Raw genomic sequence first — 18,368 nt, 5'->3', positions numbered from 1 at the left:
GCCAGGAGCCGTCAGACGGCGGGCAGGGAGGCGCCCTGCACGGCCTGGATGTCGAGCTCGACGCGGAGCGTGGTGCCGATCGCCGAGATGCCCGCCTGGACCACCTGGTTGTAGTTCATGGCGAAGTCCTCGCGGCGCAGTTCGGCCGTCGCGTGGAACGCCGCGCGCACCCCGCCCCACGGGTCGGGTCCGGTGCCCAGGTAGCTCAGGTCGAGGTCGACGGGCCGCTTCACGCCGCGCATGGTCAGCTCGCCGTGCACGGTCCAGCGGTCGGGCCCGGCCGGGGTCAGCCCGCTGGAGCGGTAGGTGATCTCGGGGAACCGGTCGGTGTCCAGGAAGTCGGGGGAGCGCAGGTGCTTGTCCCGCATGCCGTTGCCGGTGTCGATGCTCGCGGCGTCGATGACCGCCTCGACCCGGGAGCTCTGGAGGTCCTCGGAGATCTCGATGCGCCCGCCGAACTCGGTGAACCGGCCGTGCACGCTGGAGATCCCCAGGTGCTGCGCGACCGCGCCCACCGAGGAGTGCGCCGGGTCCAGCGACCAGGTGCCCGGCGGCGGCAGCTCCACGCCGCCCTGACGGTTCAGCACCACCGTGCCGGCCTCGACGGTGCCGCTCGCCGTGACGAGGGCGGTGGAGGCGGCGGGGGCGTACCCGACCGCCGTCACGATCACCGTGTACGCGCCCGCCGACAGCGGGGTGTCGGCTCGTACCGTCCCGTCCTCGTCGGCGGCGGCCCGCAGCACCTGCGTGCCGGTCATGTCGGTGACCGTCACGACCGCGTGCTGGACGGCCCAGCCGTCCCGCGTCCGTACCTGTGCGCGAAGTCCCATCCCGTTCTCTCTCCTTGCTCATGACCCGCCCGTTCACCGGACCGGTCACTCAATGAGTCGGGCCCCGGGGCGGGGACGGCAGGCCGTCCCCTGCCTGCCGTCCCCGCCGCCGGGGCCCATTTCCACCGGCCGGTGCGGCGCCTCCGCTCGAAGAACGCCGCCCCCGCCAGGGGTCTTGCCGCGGGCCCGGGGTCCACCCCGGCCCGCTGGGGTCACTCGCCCGGGTGGACGAGCTCGATGTCGTGGCCGTCGACCCCGCGACCGGCCACGGTCAGGGCGCCGGCGACCGGCGGGTAGCCGGTCGCGATGACCGTGTACTCGCCCGCGTCCAGGTCGGCGAAGGCGTACGCCCCGTCGTCCCCGGTCGTCGAGGTGGCGACCACGTTGCCGGCCGCGTCGACCAGCGTGACCCGGGCGTCCGGCAGCGGGCGCCGGCTCGCACCGGCCCGCACGACGCCCTGGACCAGCGCACCGGCCTGCAGCGCGACCTCGACCCGGGTGACGCCCTGGCCGCCGACCTCCACCGGGAGGGCCAGCGGGCGGAAGCCGGCCGCGTTGACCGCGACGGTCACCGCGCCGGGGACCAGCTCGCCGAAGGCGAAGTCGCCCGTCTCACCGGACTTGCCGGTGGCCAGCACATCGCCGCGTACGTCGGTCACGATGACCATGGCCTCCGCCACCGGCGTGCCGCCCTCGGCGGCGCGCACGGTACCGGCCAGGCCGCTCGTACCGGAGAGCAGGATGTCGTACGCCAGCGGCTCGTCGCCGACGACCACGGTGGACGCCTGCGGCTGGAAGCCGTCGGCGGACGCGATCAGCACGTACGAACCGGCGCCCGGGGCGTCCAGCGCGTAGCTGCCGTCGGCCTGCGCGGCGGCGATGCCCAGCTGCCGGCCGCCGAGCGAGATCAGCGTGACGGCGGCCCGGGCGACGGGAGCGCCCTCGGCGCCGCGGACCACACCGCGGACGGGGGTGCCGCCCGTGGCGAAGTCCACCGGGGCGTCGGCCGGGGCCACCGCGGCCTCGGCGGTGTCGACCGCGGTGACTCCGGCGGCGCCCTCGGCGACCGCCTCGGTGACGGTGCCGGCGGGGACCTCGGCGGGCGCCTCGGCCCGCGCGGGGGCGTCGTTGCCGGCCCTCGACTTGAGCGCGACCTCCTTGATGAAGATCGTGATCAGGAAGGCGACCAGCGCGGCCGGAGCGGCGTACAGGAAGACGTCACCGACGCCGTGCCCGTAGGCGGACTCCATGACCGTGCGGAACGGGGCGGGCAGCTTGTCCAGGTCGGGGATGCCCCCGCCGCCGGTGCCGCCGTGGCCCAGGGCCGCGCCCTCGGGACCGAGGTCCGCCAGGCCGTCCTTGACGTAGTGGGAGACGCGGTTCGCCATGACGGCGCCCAGCGCCGAGACGCCGATCGCACCACCGAGGGAACGGAAGAAGGTGACGACGGAGCTGGCCGAACCGAGGTCGGACGGGTCCACCTGGTTCTGCGTGGCGAGCACCAGGTTCTGCATCATCATGCCGATGCCGAGACCCATCACGAACATGAAGACCGCGATGTGCCAGTACGTCGTGTCGTAGCGGATCGTGCCGAGCAGGCCGAGCCCGGCGGTGACCAGGAAGCCACCGCTGACCAGCCAGGCCTTCCACCGTCCGGTCTTGGTGATGATCTGACCGGAGATCGTCGAGGAGAGGAACAGGCCGCTGATCATCGGGATGGTCATGACACCGGACATCGTCGGCGACTTGTCGCGCGCCAGCTGGAAGTACTGGCTGAAGAAGACGGTGCCGGCGAACATCGCGATGCCGACGAACAGCGAGGCGAGCGAGGCGAGCGTGATGGTCCGGTTGCGGAAGAGCCGCAGCGGGATGATCGGCTCGCTGGCGCGGGACTCGGTGAAGACGAAGAGCAGCGCGAGGATCACGGAGCCGGCGAGCATCACGCCGGTCTGCCAGGACATCCAGTCGTACTTGTCGCCCGCGAACGTCACCCACAGGAGCAGCAGCGAGACGGCGGCGCTGATGAAGAGGGCGCCGGTCCAGTCGACCTTGACGTCACGCTTGACGACCGGGAGCTTCAGGGTCTTCTGGAGCACGATCAGGGCGATGACCGCGAACGGCACACCCACGTAGAAGCACCAGCGCCAGCCCATCCAGCTGGTGTCGGTGATGACGCCGCCGAGCAGCGGGCCGCCGACGGTGGCGACGGCGAAGACCGCACCGAGGTAGCCGCTGTAACGGCCGCGCTCGCGCGGGGAGATCATGGCGGCCATCACGATCTGGGCGAGGGCGGAGAGACCGCCGACGCCGATGCCCTGCACCACACGGCAGACGATCAGCATCCCGGCGCTGGTCGAGAGCCCGGCGACGACCGAGCCGCCGACGTAGATGACCAGGGCTATCTGGACCAGCAGCTTCTTGCTGAACAGGTCGGCGAGCTTGCCCCACAGCGGGGTGGTCGCCGTCATCGCCAGCAGCGAGGCCGTGACGACCCAGGTGTAGGCGCTCTGACCGCCGCCCAGGTCGGAGATGATCTCCGGCAGGGCGTTGGAGACGACGGTGGACGACAGGATCGCGACGAACATGCCGAGCAGCAGCCCGGTCAGCGCCTCCATGATCTGCCGGTGTGTCATCGGCGTGCCGTCGGAGGCGTCGTGACCTCCGTGCTTGGCGTGGCCGCCCCGCACACCGGTTGGTGTGGTCGTAGCCATTTAAGTCCTTCTCTTTGCTTCTGTTTACACGGGTGTACGGGTGTACGAATCGTTGTGGGTGTCGGTCCGGCGGGAGCGGCAGTCGCCGCTGTGCCTGCCGGGGGCGCACCCTCCGGTGCCGCGACAGGAGAAGCTGTCGCGCAGCCGGGCCAGCAACGCGTTGAGCTGCCCGACCTCGTCGTCGGACCAGTCATGGAGGTGGCAGGCGAACATCTCGGTCGACCGGCGGTAGAGGTCGTCGAGCACCCCGTCCCCCGCGGGGGTCAGCCGCAGGATGCGGGAGCGCTTGTCCACCGGGTCCGGGAACCGTTCGATCCAGCCTCGTTCCGCCACGTGGGCGACGTGTCGGCTGGTTACTGACATGTCGACCGCGAGAAGCTCGGCCAGCCGGCTGATCCGCATCTCCCCGTGCCGGCTCAGCAGAGTCAGCACGGCGGCGGAGCCGCCGGGGCACTCGGCGGGCAGGATGCGGGCGAGACCCCTCTTGACGGCTCCGATGGCGCTCAGTTGCCGGGCCAGTTCTTCGTACTGACTCCGTGCGGCCACGGGACCCCCAGACAATCTCACCGGTCATCTTGTTGCTTAGGGCAACCATAGAAGCCGTTGGTTGCTGCAGGCAAACGAAATGAGGCTTGCATAAGTAAAGGAACACAAAAGGCTGCGTAGGGCACTGGTCAAACCCGTGGGGCCTGGGGTAAAGAAGGGCCGGTGTGGTCCGCGCCACACGGGAGGCGGATCGGGAGGCGGCGCCCAGGGGTTGGGCCGTTCGCCCGAGTTCGCTAGGGTCCTGCGACATGGCACACAATCCCCACGCACCGCAGGGGCCCGAGGGCTCCTACGACCCGGCCGGCAGCACCCAGATGTTCCGCGCCTTCGTCGACGAGGGCGAGCCGCAGCGCCGGCAGCAGCCCGCCGCCGTCTCCTCCGGACCGAGGACCGGGCTGATCGCCGGAATCGTCGCGGTCGTCATCGTGCTCGCCGCGGTCGCCTGGCTCGCGCTCGGCTGACCCCCTACGCGGGCGTGCCGGGGCCGCCGCGCCGGTGGTGCTTGTGACGGCGGCGCCGTACGGGCCGTCCGGGTCCGCCGGCTCTCCGCCGCGGCACCGCGGCCCGTCCCCGCCCGCGCCCGACCCCCATCCGTCTTCGCGCCGCTCCCTCGCCGATCCGTGAGGGGGCGGCGCCGTCGGTTTCACGCCGCCCTCGTACGGGAACGCGCACGGCCGCCGAGGCGGCGCGCGGGGGCCTCGGCGGCCGGTCGGCGAACAGGCCCGGGAGGCGGGCCCTCAGTCGGCGATGAGCCCTTCCCGGAGCTGGGCGAGGGTGCGGGTCAGCAGGCGGGAGACGTGCATCTGCGAGATGCCGACCTCCTCGCCGATCTGCGACTGGGTCATGTTGGCGAAGAACCGCAGCATGATGATCTGGCGCTCGCGCGGCGGGAGTTTGGCCAGCAGCGGCTTGAGCGACTCGCGGTACTCGACGCCTTCCAGCGCCGCGTCCTCGTAACCCAGCCGGTCGGCCAGCGAGCCCTCGCCGCCGTCGTCCTCGGGGGCGGGCGAGTCCAGCGAGGAGGCGGTGTAGGCGTTGCCCACGGCCAGGCCGTCGACGACCTCCTCCTCGGAGACCCCGAGCGCCTTGGCCAGCTCCGGCACGGTCGGCGAGCGGTCGAGCTTCTGCGCGAGCTCGTCGCTGGTCCTCGTCAGGGCGAGCCGCAGCTCCTGGAGCCGGCGCGGCACCCGTACCGACCACGAGGTGTCGCGGAAGAACCGCTTGATCTCGCCGACGACGGTGGGCATCGCGAAGGTCGGGAACTCCACGCCGCGTTCGCAGTCGAAGCGGTCGATCGCCTTGATCAGGCCGATGGTGCCGACCTGGACGATGTCCTCCATGGGTTCGTTACGGCTCCGGAACCGCGCCGCGGCGTAACGCACGAGCGGCAGGTTGAGCTCGATGAGTGTGTCCCGCACATAGGCACGCTCCGGGCTGTCGGTTCCCCCGGGGCCCGGAGCGGGACCCAGCGCGGCGAGCCGCAGGAACAGGGAGCGGGAGAGCGTGCGGGTGTCGATGGCTTCCGGCGAGCTGGTGAGCGCAACGGGTGCGGGTTCGCTCTTGGTGAGCGTGAGCACCTTCGAGCTGCCCTGTTCTACGGACATGCCACCCCCTTGAGGTCGCGGACGGTCGCGGTGGCCACGACCATCGGAGGAACGCAGCCTCCACCTGAATACCGGAGGCGGGACTGCGGCAAACGCGCTTCCCGCAGAATGTCACATGTCGGCAACACGCTGTAGTGACTTGTCGACAAGTCCAGGGGGAGTATGCGCAGTTAACAAGGGGTGTGAGGCCTTTGCTCGCCGGGAAAAGCCTCGGGAACGGTCTACCCGTTTCGGTTACGCCTCGATCCTGTTTGCGGATCGGAGTCTGGCGAAACTTCGGGCCAGGAGTCTTGACACATGCATCTGGGAGACTCCCAGTTCGGCACTGATCTGGGACTGCGTCAGGTTGCTGTAGTACCGCAGGAGCAGGATGCGCTGTTCCCGCTCGGGCAGTTGTACGAGCAGATGCCGGACCAGGTCCCGGTGCTCCACGCCCGCCAGCGCGGGGTCCTCGTAACCGAGCCGGTCGAGCAGTCCGGGCAGCCCGTCGCCCTCCTGCGCGGCCTCCAGCGAGGTCGCGTGGTACGAACGGCCGGCCTCGATGCAGGCCAGCACCTCGTCCTCGGAGATCTTCAGCCGCTCGGCGATCTCCGCGGTGGTGGGCGAGCGGCCGTGCGCGGTCGTCAGGTCCTCGGTGGCGCCGGTGACCTGCACCCAGAGCTCGTGCAGCCGGCGGGGCACGTGGACGGTGCGCACGTTGTCCCGGAAGTACCGCTTGATCTCGCCGACGACGGTGGGCATCGCGAACGTCGGGAACTGGACGCCCCGTTCGGGGTCGAAGCGGTCGATCGCGTTGATCAGGCCGATGGTGCCGACCTGGACGACGTCCTCCATCGGCTCGTTGCGGGAGCGGAAGCGCGCGGCGGCGTACCGCACGAGGGGGAGGTTCGCCTCGATCAGCGCGGTGCGGACCCGGTCGTGCTCCGCGGTGCCCGGCGTCAGGTTCTTGAGCTGCCCGAACAGCACCTGGGTGAGCGCCCTGGTGTCGGCGGCCCGGGACCGGGCGGGTGTGACCGCCTCGTCGGGGGTCTCGTGGATCGTCGTCTGCACCTGGGCCGGCGCCGGGGCGGGCCCGGCGGGCGGGGCGGCCGGTGCCGCCTGGTGGGCCTGGGGAGGCACTTGAGGCGCTGTACTGGCCGGCACGATGACGCCACCCCTTCGCGGTCAACTTCGGTCAATTCGTCCGTCAAAAGCGGTCATAGCATCACAAGACATGACCACTATGCGCAAGCACCCCATAGCGCCGTGTTGACCTTGGCCGGGTTTAAAACGTCCGCCGGGGCCTGGGACAAAGAAAAGCCCCTCACCGGCGCGGTGAGGGGCTCGCAGGGCCGAAGGCGTCAGAACGGATAGTCGGCGATCACCCAGGTGGCGAATTCACGCCACTGACCGGCGGCCGCCTGGTGGTCGGGGTGCTCGATGTACCGCTTCAGCGCGGCCTCGTCGGCCACGGCGGAGTTGATGGCGAAGTCGTACGCGATCGGCCGGTCGGTGATGTTCCAGGCGCACTCCCAGAACTCCAGCTCCGGGACCTTCCCCTCCAGTGCCTGGAACGCCTCGGCACCCGCGACGACCCGCGGGTCGTCCCGCTCGACGCCGTCGTTCAGCTTGAACAGGACCAGATGGCGGATCACGGGTGCTCCTAGTTGACCAGCTCGGACATGAAGTCGCCGACGCCCTGCGCGGCGCTCGCGATGCCCTCGAACCCTACTTGCACCAGGTCCGCGGCCCGGGCGGGGGAGTTGATGATCGTGTAGAGCACGAAGACGACTATCGCGTAGAGGGCTATCTTCTTCGCCTGTGCCATCAGCCCCTGACTCCCCTTCGGTCCCCTGTGCGGTCGGGCGAGTCTATCCGCACGCATGCTCGTATCCGCCTGCTGTTTCCGCGTACGTGCCGGGGGCCCGGCACGCCGCGTCAGGGACCAAAGGCCCGCGGATCGGGGTCCTTGGTCCGCTCGCCCTTTGCCACCGGCGAGGCAGGATGGGAGATGGCCCGGCGGACTTCAGGAGTCCGAGGGGCCGGGAACAGGACCCCTGCCGTGGGACTCATGCCGTGGCCTCCCCCGACCGCGGCAAGGAGCGGCAGGCCCTGTGACCGGGGGAAGCGGCACCTCCCCCCGATGCCGCTTCCCCCTTTTTCCCGTCCCCTACTTCTCCTTGCTCCGCGCGCCCGGCCCGTCGCCCAGCGCGTCGTAGAGGTCGCGCCGGCTGATCCCGAACGGACGCAGCACCGTGCTCAGGGTCCGGGCCGTGACGCCCTGCTCGACCAGCAGGGGAAGCAGCGGGCGCAGATCGACGTTCCAGGAGGCGCGCTGCGGCGGCGCCAGGACGAACACGCCCTCGTCGTCGCCCTCGAGGGCCCCGACCGCCTCGGGCAGCGGCAGCCACCTGGCCCCGTGCCCGACGTCCGGACGCCCGTCCGGCACGGCGATCCGGCGGTCCTCGAAGGACCCGGCCAGCACCTCCGCGAGCACGCCGACATCGGCGGCGGGCGCCCTGAACACCACGGGGACCGGCGCCGTGCGCAGCAGCTCGGCGTGGGGCGGGGCGGTGAGCGCCCGGCGGTCGGCCCTGCCGAGGTGGACCGCCGGCGCGACCGGCAGGCCCGCCGCGAGCAGCGCCGGTACGGTCCCGGTCGCGTCGCCCGGCACCTCGAACCGGGCCCCCTCCCCGGCCGCCTCCGCCAGCCACGCGGCGGCCGCCTGCGAGACGGCCTCCAGCGGGCCGGAGACGGACGCGGCGATCACGCCGCCGTCCGCGAGGGCCGCGCGCGCCTCGTCCGGGACGCGCGCCGCGTCCAGGTCCACCGAGGCGTCCGCCGCACGCCGCAGCAGCCCCAGCCGTCCCGTCGGTTCCGGCAGGTCCCGGCGGTGCACCAGCACGAGCGGCTGGCGCGGCCCGGTCTCGGTGAGGGTCAGGGTCACCTCGTTCGCCGGATCGCCCAGCGCGGCGACGAAGTCCGGGTCGAGCGCGCTCGCCACCAGCGTGCTGCGGAAGGCGAAGGTGTCCGGCGAGGCGTGGTCGCTGCGCCGGAGCACCAGCCGGTCGGCCACCGCGTGCCGCGGGTTGACCACGGCGGTACCGGTCACGGCGTGCGGTCCCGCCGAGAGCCGGACTGCGACCGGGCCGCGCAGGAGGGCCAGACCCTCCTCGTCGAAGGCGGCGCCCACCCCGACGACGCAGGTCGCCCGGGCCGTGATGTCCGGCTCGCCGGTGATCTCCAGGGTCTTGGCGTGGGTCGCGCGGACGTTCTCGTGGCCCCTGGCGTGGATCTTCATTGCCTTCTCCAGGCCCTAGGTGGGTTGTCCCGATCGGTCATGGTAGTCCGCCGCCCCCACACGCCGAGTCGGCCGGCGGGGGCCCAGTAGACTTCCCGGCATGTTCGAACACCTCCGCCATAAGCCGGGCACCCCTTTGCTCCGTAATCGTGAGCTCGTCATCGCGTGCTCGGCGTTCCGCAGCCGCGTGAATCTGTCGAGCGTGGTGCGGACGGCGGGGTGCTGCGGTGTCGAGCGGATCATCGCCTGCGGCAATGTGAAACTCGACCCGAAGATCGCGCGGGACGGCGCCGAGAACGTCGAGATCGAAATGCGTCGGAGTCTTCCGCCGGTGCTGAAGAAGATGCGCGAGGAGGGCTACACCGTCATCGCGCTCGAACAGGCCACCAATTCGAAGAGCCTGCACGAGATCAGCTTCCCCCGTAAGTCGGTCATCGTCCTCGGAAACGAGCGGACCGGCCTGAAGGAGGACGAGCTCGCGTGCGTCGACGAGTGCGTGGAAATCCCGGTCTGGGGCTCCCCGCACAGCTACAACGTCGCCACCGCCGGGGCCATGGCCATGTACGAGTACTGCAGGCAGTTCCCGACGGGCTGACCCGCCTGCCCGCCCCGGCCGGGCCGGCTCACTGCTCCGGCCCGGCGGTGACCGCCGTCAGCGTGGCGATGACCTCGGTGCTGTCCGAGTCCAGCCTGCGCGCCCACGACGAGGAGACGGCGGCGGCCTCCTCCGCCTTGGTGAGCTGGAAACCGGTGATCCTCCATCCGGAGGCGAGGGCCTTTCCGGTGAGCACGTCCTCCACGTACGGACGGGTCAGCTCCGGAAGTCCCTGGATGTCCCGGGGAACCGGTTCGCGCCAAATGCTGGTGCCGACCGTCGCGGTGAGGGGCGCATTCGGCTTGGCGACGGTGCGCAGTCCGCTCCAGATGTCCTCGTCGCCGCGCACGAGGCCGTGGAGCAATTTCCCCCACGGCATCAGGACCAGCAATTCGTCGGCGGCCCCCAGCAGCTCCTGCGGGGCGTTCTCGATCGACGAATTCACGAGCAGCAGATTCGGTACGCCGCCCTTGGCGGGTTTGCGGCGGCTGCGAATGCTCGTCTGCGTCATCCGCTGCCAGGCCGGGTCCACTCCCACGACCAGCCAGTCCGGATTCTCCTTGGCGATGCGGTAGGAAGCCCTGGCGTCGCCCGTCCCGACGTCGACGACGACCCGGGAGCTCTCCCGGACGAGCTGCTCGAATTCTCCCTCGGCGGCCTTTTCGAGCTTCTTGCCTCGCACGATCTGCATAACGGCCAGTGCTTTCTTCTCTTGGCTCCGCGAGCGTTTCGCTCGCGCCGAGCCGTCTGTCCCGTACGGACCGGGCGGCGGTGGCCGGCCCTGGAGGGCGCCTCGCCGCCCCCGGCATGATCCCCCAGCGCCGGTCCCCTTGACCAACCCGTGGGGGCGCACGCAAAACCGCCCCCGAGCCGTTCACACGGTTCGGGGGCGGTTCTCGCTGGCGGTAGCGGAGGGATTTGAACCCTCGGTGACTTGCGCCACACTCGCTTTCGAGGCGAGCTCCTTCGGCCGCTCGGACACGCTACCGAGAGAGAGCTTAGACCATGTTGGCCGTACGCCGAAATCCGTTACGGGACGACGCCCCGTCCCGGTCCGAGCCGATCAGCGGTCGCGGAAGAAGGCCGTCAGCGGGGCCGCGCAGTCGGCCTCCAGGACCCCGGCGATCACCTCGGGGCGGTGGTTGAGGCGCCGGTCGCGTACGACGTCCCAGAGCGAGCCCGTGGCACCGGCCTTCTCGTCCCGGGCGCCGTAGACCACCCGGCCCACCCGGGCCTGCACCAGGGCGCCCGCGCACATCGTGCAGGGCTCCAGGGTGACCACCAGGGTGCAGCCGGACAGCCGCCACTCACCGAGCGCGGCGGCGGCCCGGCGCAGCGCCAGGACCTCGGCGTGCGCCGTCGGGTCGCCGGTCGCCTCGCGTTCGTTGCGGCCGGTGGCCAGCAGCGCCCCGTCCGGGCCGAGGACGACGGCGCCGACCGGTACGTCACCGGTCGCCGCCGCACGGCCGGCCTCGGTCAGGGCTCGGCGCATGGGCGCCCGCCACGGGTCCCGTACGGGATCGGGCGGGTCGCCCCGGTCCGTGGCGTGCGGGTCCGGGTCCTGCGGATGGGGTGCTCGGGTCACCCGCGGACACTAACGGACGGTCTCCAGGACCTCGGCCGCCCCCAGGGCGTCCGCGATCTCCGTCAGGGCGTCCGTGTGCAGCATCAGCAGCTCGGCCTCGGGGAGCCCGAGGTCGGACAGGAGCCCGGTGTCACCGATCGGCCCGGCCGGGACGACGCCCGCGCCGGGCCCGTCGTCGTCCTCGCCGTCGCTGCTCTCGATATCGATGTCGTTGTCGGCAGTGTTCGGCTCGCCGTCCTCCGTACCGTCGAGGCCGACGAGCTCCTCCAGGGCGGCGATCGTGTCCTCGGCCCCTGGTTCGCGGCCGAGCAGTTCATCGGTGAGCAGGATCTCCCCGTACGAGGAGCGGGCGGCGGCGGAGGCGTCCGAGACGTAGATACGGGGGTCCTCCTCACCGTCCACCCGGACGACGCCGAACCAGGCGTCCTCCTGTTCGATGAATACGAGCACCGTGTCCTCGTCAACCGAGGCCTCACGGGCCAGATCCGTCAGGTCGGACAGGGTCTCCACATCGTCGAGCTCCGTGTCGCTCGCTTCCCACCCGTCTTCGGTGCGCGCGAGCAGTGCGGCGAAGTACACCGTGACTCTCCCACTGGTCTCGGGGCCAAGGGCCGGTCCGGGCGGGAGGCAGTCGGTGGTCCGGCTGCCCTGCGTCCCGCCCTTTCGGAATCGTGGCAGAAACCAGGGCTTCGCGAGAGCAGTTCGGCCGTTGAGTCGGCCATCAGTTCTCCCGGTCACCGTCTCCGGGCGGCTTTCCGCAGGCCGGAGGGCTACCAGCGGAACGTACGCATCCGCATGGCCTGGCGCATTCGGGCGGCTTTGACCCGCCGGGGCTGGACGCGGTCGCGCAGCGCCTTCGCCTCGTGAAGTTCGCGGAGGAACTGGGCGCGGCGCCGTCGGCGCTGGGCGTCGCTCTCCGGTGCGGCGGGGTCCTCCGGTGTGCTCCCGGGGTCCCGCGTGTCGCCGGGGTTCTCGGCGCTCTGTGCCCCGTCGGCCATCGGCTCATCACCCCCAGGGCCGGTTCCGTCGCTGGGTCCGTATGCCACCACCTTCCCCCCGAACGTGCGGATGATGCCAGCGCACGGGTGCGGGAGGCGCGGCTACTGTGGGAGTCATGCGGATTCACGTCGTCGACCACCCCCTTGTCGCGCACAAGCTCACCACCCTGCGCGACAAGCGCACCGACTCCCCGACCTTCCGGCGCCTCGCCGACGAGCTGGTGACCCTGCTCGCGTACGAGGCCACCCGCGATGTGCGCACCGAGCAGGTCGACATCGAGACCCCGGTGACGCCCACCACCGGTGTGAAGCTGTCGCACCCCCGCCCGCTGGTCGTCCCGATCCTGCGGGCCGGTCTGGGCATGCTCGACGGCATGGTCCGGCTGCTGCCGACCGCCGAGGTGGGTTTCCTGGGCATGATCCGCGACGAGGAGACGCTCAAGGCGTCCACGTACGCGAGCCGGATGCCCGAGGACCTCTCGGGCCGCCAGGTCTACGTCCTGGACCCGATGCTGGCCACGGGCGGCACGCTCGTCGCGGCCATCCAGGAGCTGATCCGGCGCGGTGCGGACGACGTCACCGCGGTCGTGCTCCTCGCCGCCCCGGAGGGCGTCGAGGTGATGGAGCGCGAGCTCGCCGGGACCCCGGTCACCGTGGTCACCGCCTCGGTCGACGAGCGGCTCAACGAGAACGGCTACATCGTGCCGGGCCTCGGCGACGCGGGCGACCGCATGTACGGCACGGCCGACTAGCACCGCGGCACCAGCCGGCGCCGTCCTCAGCAGGAGGACGGCGCCGGGGCGGGGGCGGCCAGCGCGGACAGTGCGGCGGCGGCCGCCTGCGGCTTGCTGAACGCCGTGAACTTCTTGCCGATGATCAGATCGACCTCCCCGTTCTTGCGGGCGTCGGTCTTCGTCGCGGCTCCGGGCAGCTGGGTGCCGAGCACGGGGAACGTGCCCTCGGCGGCGGTCGTGGCGCCGAGCAGCAGGCCCGTGCCCGGCACCTTCTTGTCGTACGCGGCGGTGGCGTTCCCCACCTTGCCGATCTTGAAACCGCGCTTCTTCAGCTCGTCGGCGGCCGACTTGGCGAGGCCGCTGCGGGTGGTCGCGTTGTAGACGTTGACCGTGATCTTCGCGGGCTTCGGCAGCACCTTGGCGGGTGCGGACGGCTTCGGCGACGCGCAGCGCTCGGGGCGGTCGGCGGCGCTGGCCGTTTTGTCGCCGCCCGTGAAGACATCGATGAGCTGCAGCGTGCCCCATCCGGCCAGCCCGAGGGCGACCACGGAGGCGATGGCCGCGAGGACCACTTTGCTACGGCGGCGGGGGCGTCGCATGCGGGGGTACTTGTCACCCGTGATGCGGTACTTTCCGCCCATGCCGGGGGGAGTGAGCATGCTCATGGGCGCAGCGTAGTGCGACCCGGTGATGATGCCTACTAAACGATCAGTTGATCGCACCCGTCCGGGTGCGAAAACACTCGAACGAACCCCGGGCGGGCCCCGGCCGCACTCGGATGCGGGGCGGCGGCGTCAGCCGAGTTCGAGCACGCGGGCGTGCAGCACCTGGCGCTGCTGGAGTGCGGCGCGGACCGCGCGGTGCAGTCCGTCCTCCAGATAGAGGTCGCCCCGCCACTTCACGACATGCGCGAACAGGTCGCCGTAGAACGTGGAGTCCTCGGCGAGGAGGGTTTCGAGGTCCAGCTGCCCCTTGGTGGTCACCAGCTGGTCGAGGCGGACCGGGCGCGGCGCGACATCCGCCCACTGCCGGGTGCTTTCCCGGCCGTGGTCGGGATAAGGCCGCCCATTTCCGATGCGCTTGAAGATCACACGGAAAGCCTACCGGTCAGGAGCCACCGGGCGCAGCCATGCACGCCACGCCGCTGCGGACGGGAGGGCTCACTTGCCCTTCGCCGCGGCTTTCGCGGCCTTCGCGGCCTGTTTGGCCTCCAGCTTGTACGTGCGTACCTCGGCGAGCGACTCGGGCCCGGTGATGTCGGCGACGGACCGGTGCGCGTCCTCCTCCCCGTACGGCCCCGCCGCCTCCCGCCAGCCCGGCGGCCGGACCCCGAACTGCTTGCCGAGCAGCGCCAGGAAGATCTGCGCCTTCTGCGTACCGAACCCGGGCAGCGCGTTGAGCCGCCGGCGCAGCTCCGTCCCGGTCGCGGCGTCGCTCCATACGGCGGCCGCTTCCCCGTCGTACTGCGCCACCAGGAACTGGCACAGCTGCTGCACCCGCTTGGCCATCGAGCCCGGATAGCGGTGAAGCGGGGGTTTGGCGGTGAACAGTTCGGTGAACGCCCCCGGGTCGTACGCGGCGATCTCATGGGCGTCCAGATCGTCCTGGCCCATGCGCTGCGCGAGGACGTACGGGCCGGCGAAGGCCCACTCCACGGGCACCTGCTGGTCCAGCAGCATGCCCACCATGGCGGCGAGCGGACTGCGTGCGAGAAGCTCGTCCGCCGCCGGCTCCTGGGCGATCCGGAGGGTGATGTTTCGGCCTTCGCTCTTGGTCATGGGCCGAATCATGGCGAGCCCCGGAGGCAACGGCCAGCACAACCACGGCCCACGGAGCGGTTTGCAGCCGTTTGCCGCTCAGCGGGGGCGGACTCAGACCCCCACGGACGCCGCCTCGCCGGTATTCCGGATCGCGTGAGGTGGGCCGATTGCTACCGTCGGTGCCGCAACGCACCGACCCACTCGCCGGACCAGAAGGATCTTCCTCATGCATGATGCCCGCGCCCTGATCGACATGGGTGCCGAAGCGGTACGCCGGCTCGCTCGTCGCGGTTACACGCTGGATCTGCCCGCACTGGAGGACCTCCAGTCCCGGCGCAACCAGAACATCCGCGCGGCCGACGAGCTGCGGGCGGAGTCCAAGCGGGTGGCGAGCGAGGTCCAGCAGACGGCCAGGCAGGGCGGTGACATCACCGCGCTGAAGGAGCGGGCCCGCGAGCTGAAGGAGGAGATCCGGGAGATCGAGGCGCGCCAGGAGCAGGTCCAGGAGGAGCTGCGCGACCTCCTGCTCAGCATTCCGAACCTGCCGGCCGACGAGGCCCCGGACGGCGACAGCGACGCGGACGCGGTCGAGGTCAGGCGGGTGGGCACCCCGCCCGTGTTCTCCTTCGAGCCGAAGGACCACGTCGACCTGGGCGAGGCGACGGGCATCCTCGACTTCGCCCGGGCGACCAAGCTCTCGGGTCCCCGCTTCGCGGTCACGCGCGGCGCGGGCGCGGTCCTGGAGCGCGCCCTGGCGACCCTCTTCCTCGACCTGCACACCCGCCGCCACGGATACGTCGAGCACGCGGTCCCGTACCTGGTCACCCGTAAGACGATGACCGGCACCGGGCAGCTCCCGAAGTTCGAGGAGGACCTGTTCAAGACCGGCGTGGCCGACCGCGAGCTGTTCCTCATCCCGACGGCCGAGGTCCCGCTGACCAACCTCTACGCGGACGAGATCATCCCGCCCGCCGAGCTTCCCCTGGCCCTGACCGCCCAGACCCCGTGCTTCCGGTCCGAGGCGGGCTCGTACGGCCGGGACACCCGGGGCCTGATCCGCCAGCACCAGTTCTCCAAGGTCGAGATGGTCCGCGTCGTCGACCCGGCGGAGGCCCGCGCCGAGCTGGAGCTGATGGTCGGGCACGCCGAGGCGTGCCTGAAGGAGCTGGGCCTCGCCTACCGCGTCGTCAGGCTCGCCGCCGGCGACACGGGCTTCTCGGCGCAGCTCACGTACGACATCGAGGTCTGGATCCCGAGCCAGAACACGTACCGCGAGATCTCCTCGGTCTCCGATTTCGGTACGTTCCAGGCCCGTCGCGCGAACATCCGCACCCGTGACGAGAACGGCAGGCCCAAGCTCGTCGCCACACTCAACGGCTCCGGCCTCCCCATCGGCCGCACCCTGGCCGCCCTGCTCGAACAGTGCCAGCAGGAGGACGGCTCGCTGGTGCTGCCGGAGTCCCTGGTCCCGTACCTCGGGTTCCGCCGGATCGCCGCGGACGGGACGACGGAGGCGTAGACCCCCGAAACGGGTGTGAGCGGGCCGCGTGAGGGGAAGCGGCCTGCTCACCACGCCGGGAAACGGCCGTGCCCTCTACGACGGGGGGCTTACTCGGCTGTTCGCGGCGCCTTCCCCCCGGCCGTCACCGTCACCGCGCTCGCCCAGCGGGACGGGGGCGGCCCGCTCACGCTCATCATCTTCCTCACCTCCTCACCCTCACCCGTCTGCCCGAGGAACCCGCCCTCGCGGCGCAGGAGCCGAGTCCGGCAGATCGCTACGACGTCCGGACGGCGTCCCTGGCGCCTTTCCGAGGCCCGCGGTCCCCGATCCCGTCATCCGGCTCCTCCGCATCCCGATAGCGGCCGGATAGAACGGCGGGCAGGGGCGGATAGGCGGTCCCGGGAGAGTGGCCTCTGCCAGGCCGCCCCCGCCCAGATCGTGAGGACTCGAAGATGATCCAAACCCGACCGCGCCCGGTGTCCGAGGAGGTGACGTCCTCGGATGCCGTAAGGCTCAGCTCTGTCGTGAAGCGGTTCACCGATTCCAAGGGAGAGCGGTTCACCGCCGTCGATGGCATCGACTTGCGCATCCGGCGGGGCGAGATCGTGGCCTTCCTCGGACCGAACGGCGCCGGCAAGACGACCACCATCGACATGCTTCTCGGTCTGACCCGGCCCGACGAGGGCTCGGTGCGGCTGTTCGGGCGCGAGCCGCTGCAGGCGGTGCGCTCCGGGCAGGTCGCAGCGGTACTCCAGACGGGCGGTCTGCTGCCCGACCTGAGTGTCGAGGCCACCGTGCGGATGCTGGGCTCGCTGCACCCCCGCGCCGACATCGGCGCGGTGCTGGCCCGGGCCGGGCTCGACCAGCTGCGCGGGCGCCGGGTCGCGGAGTGCTCCGGCGGCGAGCAGCAGCGGCTGCGGTTCGCCCTCGCCCTGCTCTCCGGACCCGAACTGCTGGTCCTCGACGAGCCGACGGCCGGCATGGACGTCGGTTCCCGCCGGAACTTCTGGGCCACGGTCCGTGAGGACACGGAACGCGGCATGACGGTCATGTTCGCCACCCATTACATGGAGGAAGCGGACCGGTTCGCCGACCGGGTGGTGATGATCGACCGCGGCCGTGTCGTCGTCGACGGTCCGGTGTCCGAGGTGCGGTCCGCTCTCAGCGGGCGCACCGTGTCGGCGCGGATCGGCGAGCGGAGCGCGGCCACGCTCGCACAGTCCCCGCTGGTCCGCTCGTACGAGCCGCGCGGGGGGCGGTACCACTTCGACACCACCGACTCCGACGCGCTGCTGCGCCTGCTGATCGAGCAGACCTCCGCCACCGACATCGAGGTCACCCCGCGCAGCCTCGAAGAGGCCTTCATGACGCTCACCCACGACAGCCGTATCGAAGGGGGCACCCGATGAGCTCCGCCTCGGCCACCCACGAGGTGCGGACCTCGCCGTTCAGCGGCGTCAACGCCGTCTTCGTCGGCTACGAACTGCGCCGCCGCTTCAACCGGCAGACCACGATCTTCACCCTGCTGCTGCCGGCCGTCCTCTACCTGGCGCTCTTCCGTACCGAACCCGACAACGCCACTCTCCCGCACGGCAACTTCGCCGCCTGGATGATGACCGGCATCGCCGTGTACGGCGCGGCGACCGCGGCGGTCAGCTCGGCGGCCACCATCTCCGTGGAGAAGGCGTCCGGCTGGATGCGCACCATGGCGCTCAGCCCGCTCGCGCCTCCGGGCTACCTCTTCGTCAAGGTGCTGTCCTCCGTGATCATGGCGGCGGTTCCGGTGGCCGTCGTGGGTGTGCTCGGCGCGTTCACCGGGGTCGAGGCCACGGCCACGGTGTGGGTGACGTCCCTGCTGGTGGCATGGCTCGGCGCGGCCGTCTTCGCCGCCCTCGGCATCACCCTGGGGCTCGCTCTCAAGCCCGACACCGTGATGCACATGCCGGGTCTGACCATGACCGCGCTCGCCTTCCTCGGCAATCTCTTCATCCCGCTGTCCGGCACCATGCTGGAGATCTCCCGCTACTCGCCGATGTTCGGCGTCTCCACGCTCGCCCGCTACAGCCTGACCGAGGGCTACTCGTTCAGCGGTGAGCACTCCAGCCTCGCGATGGCGGTGGTCAACACCGTCGCCTGGTTCGCGGCCTTCTCCTTCATGGCCGTACGCCGTTTCCGCAAGAGCACCGGCCGTAACTGAGGCCTCGCCGCCCCGCACGGCACGACA

Annotated in this window: 21 protein-coding genes and 1 tRNA gene; 6 read left to right on the top strand and 16 right to left on the bottom strand. The window is 71.1% G+C overall.

The genetic code is table 11. The features are described from left to right. Window positions 1-11: 11 nt before the first annotated feature. The 3 genes from ABZ564_RS04400 to ABZ564_RS04390 all read right to left on the bottom strand — a co-directional run bounded on the left by ABZ564_RS04400 (window position 12) and on the right by ABZ564_RS04390 (window position 4,087). Window positions 12-830 (bottom strand): YceI family protein, encoded by an 819-nt coding sequence (locus ABZ564_RS04400; protein WP_360849213.1) that lies wholly within the window; start codon window positions 828-830, stop codon window positions 12-14. 212 nt (window positions 831-1,042) lie between these two features. Beyond that, on the bottom strand, window positions 1,043-3,541 hold the full coding sequence (locus ABZ564_RS04395) for an MFS transporter (RefSeq protein ID WP_360849210.1): 2,499 nt from the start codon (window positions 3,539-3,541) through the stop codon (window positions 1,043-1,045). Window positions 3,542-3,565: 24 nt separating this feature from the next. Next, window positions 3,566-4,087 carry a MarR family transcriptional regulator gene (locus tag ABZ564_RS04390; protein WP_360849207.1) on the bottom strand — a complete coding sequence of 174 codons (522 nt, stop codon included), beginning with the start codon at window positions 4,085-4,087 and terminating at the stop codon, window positions 3,566-3,568. A gap of 248 nt (window positions 4,088-4,335) precedes the next feature. Here ABZ564_RS04390 and ABZ564_RS04385 point away from each other — a divergent pair, with 248 nt between their 5' ends. Continuing rightward, on the top strand, window positions 4,336-4,548 hold the full coding sequence (locus ABZ564_RS04385; RefSeq protein ID WP_360849205.1) for a hypothetical protein: 213 nt from the start codon (window positions 4,336-4,338) through the stop codon (window positions 4,546-4,548). A 276-nt stretch (window positions 4,549-4,824) separates the two neighbouring features. Here ABZ564_RS04385 and ABZ564_RS04380 read toward each other — a convergent pair whose 3' ends face one another. The 5 genes from ABZ564_RS04380 to ABZ564_RS04360 form a co-directional block, all read right to left on the bottom strand. After that, entirely contained in the window at window positions 4,825-5,691 is an 867-nt protein-coding gene (locus tag ABZ564_RS04380) for an RNA polymerase sigma factor SigF (protein ID WP_360849202.1), read from the bottom strand. A 234-nt stretch (window positions 5,692-5,925) separates the two neighbouring features. Then, a complete protein-coding gene (locus ABZ564_RS04375; protein ID WP_360849199.1) occupies window positions 5,926-6,810 on the bottom strand; it encodes an RNA polymerase sigma factor SigF in 885 nt (294 codons plus the stop codon). 221 nt (window positions 6,811-7,031) lie between these two features. Then, complete coding sequence (locus ABZ564_RS04370) at window positions 7,032-7,325, bottom strand: Dabb family protein (protein ID WP_360849197.1); 294 nt, start codon at window positions 7,323-7,325, stop codon at window positions 7,032-7,034. An 8-nt stretch (window positions 7,326-7,333) separates the two neighbouring features. Further along, complete coding sequence (locus ABZ564_RS04365) at window positions 7,334-7,498, bottom strand: hypothetical protein (protein ID WP_360849194.1); 165 nt, start codon at window positions 7,496-7,498, stop codon at window positions 7,334-7,336. A 342-nt stretch (window positions 7,499-7,840) separates the two neighbouring features. After that, complete coding sequence (locus tag ABZ564_RS04360; RefSeq protein ID WP_360849191.1) at window positions 7,841-8,971, bottom strand: DUF371 domain-containing protein; 1,131 nt, start codon at window positions 8,969-8,971, stop codon at window positions 7,841-7,843. Window positions 8,972-9,071: 100 nt separating this feature from the next. On the opposite strand from ABZ564_RS04360, the gene ABZ564_RS04355 reads away from it, so the two are divergent. Continuing rightward, entirely contained in the window at window positions 9,072-9,566 is a 495-nt protein-coding gene (locus tag ABZ564_RS04355) for an RNA methyltransferase (RefSeq protein ID WP_360849188.1), read from the top strand. Between the two features lie 28 nt (window positions 9,567-9,594). Here the strand turns inward: ABZ564_RS04355 and ABZ564_RS04350 are convergent, their stop codons facing one another. The 5 genes from ABZ564_RS04350 to ABZ564_RS04330 form a co-directional block, all read right to left on the bottom strand. Beyond that, window positions 9,595-10,257: a class I SAM-dependent methyltransferase gene (locus ABZ564_RS04350; RefSeq protein WP_360849185.1), complete on the bottom strand. Its 663-nt coding sequence runs from the start codon at window positions 10,255-10,257 to the stop codon at window positions 9,595-9,597. Window positions 10,258-10,466: 209 nt separating this feature from the next. Further along, window positions 10,467-10,554, bottom strand: a tRNA-Ser gene (locus tag ABZ564_RS04345). A 75-nt stretch (window positions 10,555-10,629) separates the two neighbouring features. After that, a complete protein-coding gene (tadA, locus tag ABZ564_RS04340; protein WP_360849374.1) occupies window positions 10,630-11,058 on the bottom strand; it encodes a tRNA adenosine(34) deaminase TadA in 429 nt (142 codons plus the stop codon). A gap of 102 nt (window positions 11,059-11,160) precedes the next feature. Continuing rightward, window positions 11,161-11,730 carry a hypothetical protein gene (locus ABZ564_RS04335; protein ID WP_360849182.1) on the bottom strand — a complete coding sequence of 190 codons (570 nt, stop codon included), beginning with the start codon at window positions 11,728-11,730 and terminating at the stop codon, window positions 11,161-11,163. 191 nt (window positions 11,731-11,921) lie between these two features. After that, on the bottom strand, window positions 11,922-12,149 hold the full coding sequence (locus ABZ564_RS04330; protein ID WP_360849179.1) for a hypothetical protein: 228 nt from the start codon (window positions 12,147-12,149) through the stop codon (window positions 11,922-11,924). A 116-nt stretch (window positions 12,150-12,265) separates the two neighbouring features. Between ABZ564_RS04330 and upp the strand changes: the two genes are divergently transcribed. Continuing rightward, window positions 12,266-12,901 (top strand): uracil phosphoribosyltransferase, encoded by a 636-nt coding sequence (gene upp / locus ABZ564_RS04325; RefSeq protein WP_360849176.1) that lies wholly within the window; start codon window positions 12,266-12,268, stop codon window positions 12,899-12,901. 26 nt (window positions 12,902-12,927) lie between these two features. Here the strand turns inward: upp and ABZ564_RS04320 are convergent, their stop codons facing one another. The 3 genes from ABZ564_RS04320 to ABZ564_RS04310 form a co-directional block, all read right to left on the bottom strand. Further along, window positions 12,928-13,524 carry a LytR C-terminal domain-containing protein gene (locus ABZ564_RS04320; RefSeq protein ID WP_360849371.1) on the bottom strand — a complete coding sequence of 199 codons (597 nt, stop codon included), beginning with the start codon at window positions 13,522-13,524 and terminating at the stop codon, window positions 12,928-12,930. Window positions 13,525-13,677: 153 nt separating this feature from the next. Beyond that, entirely contained in the window at window positions 13,678-13,974 is a 297-nt protein-coding gene (locus ABZ564_RS04315) for a type II toxin-antitoxin system VapB family antitoxin (RefSeq protein WP_360849173.1), read from the bottom strand. Window positions 13,975-14,043: 69 nt separating this feature from the next. Continuing rightward, complete coding sequence (locus ABZ564_RS04310; RefSeq protein ID WP_360849170.1) at window positions 14,044-14,661, bottom strand: HhH-GPD-type base excision DNA repair protein; 618 nt, start codon at window positions 14,659-14,661, stop codon at window positions 14,044-14,046. Between the two features lie 208 nt (window positions 14,662-14,869). On the opposite strand from ABZ564_RS04310, the gene serS reads away from it, so the two are divergent. The 3 genes from serS to ABZ564_RS04295 all read left to right on the top strand — a co-directional run bounded on the left by serS (window position 14,870) and on the right by ABZ564_RS04295 (window position 18,341). Further along, window positions 14,870-16,162 carry a serine--tRNA ligase gene (gene serS, locus ABZ564_RS04305; RefSeq protein ID WP_360849167.1) on the top strand — a complete coding sequence of 431 codons (1,293 nt, stop codon included), beginning with the start codon at window positions 14,870-14,872 and terminating at the stop codon, window positions 16,160-16,162. Window positions 16,163-16,596: 434 nt separating this feature from the next. After that, window positions 16,597-17,553, top strand: a complete 957-nt coding sequence (locus ABZ564_RS04300; RefSeq protein WP_360849164.1) for an ABC transporter ATP-binding protein — start codon at window positions 16,597-16,599, stop codon at window positions 17,551-17,553. After that, window positions 17,550-18,341: an ABC transporter permease gene (locus ABZ564_RS04295; protein ID WP_360849161.1), complete on the top strand. Its 792-nt coding sequence runs from the start codon at window positions 17,550-17,552 to the stop codon at window positions 18,339-18,341. Before ABZ564_RS04300 ends, ABZ564_RS04295 begins: the two co-directional genes overlap by 4 nt. Window positions 18,342-18,368 lie beyond the last annotated feature (27 nt).

Origin of the sequence: Streptomyces sp. NPDC019224, from assembly GCF_040632605.1 — a bacterium.
Classification (GTDB): Bacteria; Actinomycetota; Actinomycetes; order Streptomycetales; family Streptomycetaceae; genus Streptomyces.
This window is presented reverse-complemented; position numbering and strand designations above follow the sequence as displayed.

Coding starts and splice junctions, on each gene's coding strand:
- ABZ564_RS04380 (WP_360849202.1), bottom strand. CDS start 5,691: ATGTCCGTAGAACAGGGCAGCTCGAAGGTGCTCACGCTCACCAAGAGC.
- ABZ564_RS04300 (WP_360849164.1), top strand. CDS start 16,597: ATGATCCAAACCCGACCGCGCCCGGTGTCCGAGGAGGTGACGTCCTCG.
- ABZ564_RS04330 (WP_360849179.1), bottom strand. CDS start 12,149: ATGGCCGACGGGGCACAGAGCGCCGAGAACCCCGGCGACACGCGGGAC.
- ABZ564_RS04360 (WP_360849191.1), bottom strand. CDS start 8,971: ATGAAGATCCACGCCAGGGGCCACGAGAACGTCCGCGCGACCCACGCC.
- ABZ564_RS04400 (WP_360849213.1), bottom strand. CDS start 830: ATGGGACTTCGCGCACAGGTACGGACGCGGGACGGCTGGGCCGTCCAG.
- ABZ564_RS04365 (WP_360849194.1), bottom strand. CDS start 7,498: ATGGCACAGGCGAAGAAGATAGCCCTCTACGCGATAGTCGTCTTCGTG.
- ABZ564_RS04385 (WP_360849205.1), top strand. CDS start 4,336: ATGGCACACAATCCCCACGCACCGCAGGGGCCCGAGGGCTCCTACGAC.
- ABZ564_RS04395 (WP_360849210.1), bottom strand. CDS start 3,541: ATGGCTACGACCACACCAACCGGTGTGCGGGGCGGCCACGCCAAGCAC.
- ABZ564_RS04310 (WP_360849170.1), bottom strand. CDS start 14,661: ATGACCAAGAGCGAAGGCCGAAACATCACCCTCCGGATCGCCCAGGAG.
- ABZ564_RS04295 (WP_360849161.1), top strand. CDS start 17,550: ATGAGCTCCGCCTCGGCCACCCACGAGGTGCGGACCTCGCCGTTCAGC.
- upp (WP_360849176.1), top strand. CDS start 12,266: ATGCGGATTCACGTCGTCGACCACCCCCTTGTCGCGCACAAGCTCACC.
- tadA (WP_360849374.1), bottom strand. CDS start 11,058: ATGCGCCGAGCCCTGACCGAGGCCGGCCGTGCGGCGGCGACCGGTGAC.
- ABZ564_RS04350 (WP_360849185.1), bottom strand. CDS start 10,257: ATGCAGATCGTGCGAGGCAAGAAGCTCGAAAAGGCCGCCGAGGGAGAA.
- serS (WP_360849167.1), top strand. CDS start 14,870: ATGCATGATGCCCGCGCCCTGATCGACATGGGTGCCGAAGCGGTACGC.
- ABZ564_RS04320 (WP_360849371.1), bottom strand. CDS start 13,524: ATGGGCGGAAAGTACCGCATCACGGGTGACAAGTACCCCCGCATGCGA.
- ABZ564_RS04355 (WP_360849188.1), top strand. CDS start 9,072: ATGTTCGAACACCTCCGCCATAAGCCGGGCACCCCTTTGCTCCGTAAT.